The sequence below is a fragment of the Actinomycetota bacterium genome (assembly GCA_036280995.1).
Taxonomy (GTDB): Bacteria; Actinomycetota; CALGFH01; order CALGFH01; family CALGFH01; genus CALGFH01.
On record DASUPQ010000661.1, the window covers coordinates 1 to 2,220 of the forward strand.

A 2,220-nucleotide genomic window follows, 5' to 3' on the forward strand; every position below is an offset into this window, starting at 1 on the left:
AGATGGCTTGCGGTCGCCGTACCTCGACGTGCCGACCAGCACCTGGTTCGGCAGCGCCACCGGGGCGTCGTTCTGCTTCATCGCCGGCTGGGAACGGCCCTTTACCCAGGACGTGCTCGATCGCCTCTATCCCAGCCACGGCGCGTACGTCCGCCGGGTCACGGCGAGCGTCCACCAACTGGTCGACCAGCGGATCATCACGGCCGACGACGGCCGGCGACTGATTCACGAGGCCGCCCGGGCCGACGTGCCATGACCGCTCAGTGGGCAGTGCCGGCCGGCGCGTACCAGTCGTGACGGCACTGTTGCATTGAGCGATCACCCTGTGCGACTGGCTCCACTTCGCGGCCAAAGACGACAGATCATCGGCGCGGTCGAGTGGTTCGACCCTTTCTTAGCGCCCTTCCATAAGGAGAGCCTCCACGTTGCTGGGCTTCCCGGCACATTCCGGCTCAGCCTGGTTACACCGATTGGGTGGTCGCTTGAGGCTGGTTGGAGTATGAAAAGGGCCTCCTCACCTGGGAGGATGGCGGTTGCGAAGCCAGCCATGCACCACGAGCCGGAGGCACCTTTTCGATGCGATCCTCCCATGTCGTGCTGGACCAGGTCGATATCACCTTCGACGTTCCGCGGGCCATCGCCCATGCTGGCCTACTGCTGCCCGCCACCCTGGCCGAGCGGCTGGGGATCGAGGAGACCACTGACCAGCTCGTCGACCTCGGTGACCGCACCGGCGCGGCGCGCCCCGGCCGCAAGCTGCTAACGCTGGTGCATGCCATGGTCGCCGGTGGCGACTGCATCGACGACGTAGAGCTGCTGCGCTGCGGGTCGACCGGCAGCATCCTCGGCCACCGGGTGATGGCCGCCTCCACGGTGGGAACGTGGCTGCGCAGCTTCACCTTCGGGCACATCCGGCAGCTCGACAGGGTGACCGGCGAGATCCTCACCAGGGCGTGGGCGGCGGGCGCCGGACCCGGCGATGACCCGGTGATGATCGATGTGGACTCCACCATCTGCGAGGTGCACGGCTACCACAAGCAGGGCGCCTGCTACGGCTACACCCATCGGCTGGGCTACCACCCGCTGCTGGCGACCCGCGCCAACACCGGCGAGCTGCTGCACCCCCGGCTGCGCAAGGGCGCGGCCAACACCGCCCGCGGCATCGCCCGATTCGTTGACGAGCTGGTGGCCGGCTGCGCCGGGCCGGCGCCAGCGGCGAGCTGACCTTGCGGATGGACTCGGGATTCTGGTCGGCCAAGCTCATCGGGCGGCTGCGCGGCCACCGGGTGCGCTACTCGATCACGGTCCGCCAGACCAAGACGGTCCGCGCCGCCATCGCCGCCATTCCCGAAGCGGCCTGGGTCCCGATCGCCTACCAACCCGATGGGGTCGCGCAGGTCGCCGAGACCGGCTACCAGGGCGACCGGCTGATTGTGCGTCGCGTCCGCAACGAGGGTGAGCAGGCCCAACTGTTCGCCACCTGGCGGTATCACGCCTTCGTCACTGACCGGCCCGGCACCATGACCTGGCTGGACGCCGACCATCGCCGCCACGCCGTCTGCGAGCTGGCCATCCGCGACCTCAAGGCGGGCGCGGGCCTGGCCCACCTGCCCTCCGCCAACAGCGCGTGGCTGGGGGCCGCCACCCTGGCTCACAACCTCATCCGCTGGATCGCCGCCCTCGGCCTGAACGTCGGTGACCACCAGACCGTCGCCAAGACGCTGCGGCGGACCTTGCTCGCGCTGCCCGGCCGGCTCACCCGCTCCGCCCGCCGGCCGACGCTGCATCTGCCCGCCGACTGGCCGTGGGCCCACTCGTTCACCATGGCGCTGGCGCGGCTGCGCTGCATCCCGTACCCGACCTGACCACGCACGTCGACACCACGGCTTGGGTTGTCGGCTGGCCGCCGACTGCTCCATCCTGCCGTCAGGGCGTCGAAAGCAGCACCGGGCCGCGCAACGACCAGCAGCCGACCCTCACCCGCCACCTCCTGCGGCTCCGCCGTCACGCCACGCGAGCGCCCGCACGCCGGACCCTGGCCGCGTCAGAAGAACAGCGACCGCAATCGCAGATCGGTGGATCCAGGCTGAGTGTAGTGGCCGACGAGCGCGTGCGTGCAGTGCTGGGCGGAGACCTGGACGAGCTGGCCCGCGAGGGCGCCCGGCGGATGCTGGCTGCCGCGTTGGAGGCCGAGGTCGACGACTATCTGGCCGCGCATGC

The 2,220-nt window shown here is 70.0% G+C and carries 3 protein-coding genes; all 3 read left to right on the plus strand.

Features of this window, described 5'->3' with window-relative positions:
• Positions 1–256, plus strand: a 256-nt coding sequence (locus tag VF468_22555; protein ID HEX5881071.1) for an alpha/beta hydrolase domain-containing protein, incomplete at its 5' end; no start/stop codon positions are given.
• A 338-nt stretch (positions 257–594) separates the two neighbouring features.
• Positions 595–1,224, plus strand: coding sequence for a transposase (locus VF468_22560; protein ID HEX5881072.1), 630 nt, complete (start codon positions 595–597; stop codon positions 1,222–1,224).
• Positions 1,225–1,232: 8 nt separating this feature from the next.
• Positions 1,233–1,865 carry a transposase gene (locus VF468_22565; protein ID HEX5881073.1) on the plus strand — a complete coding sequence of 211 codons (633 nt, stop codon included), beginning with the start codon at positions 1,233–1,235 and terminating at the stop codon, positions 1,863–1,865.
• Positions 1,866–2,220: the final 355 nt, after the last annotated feature.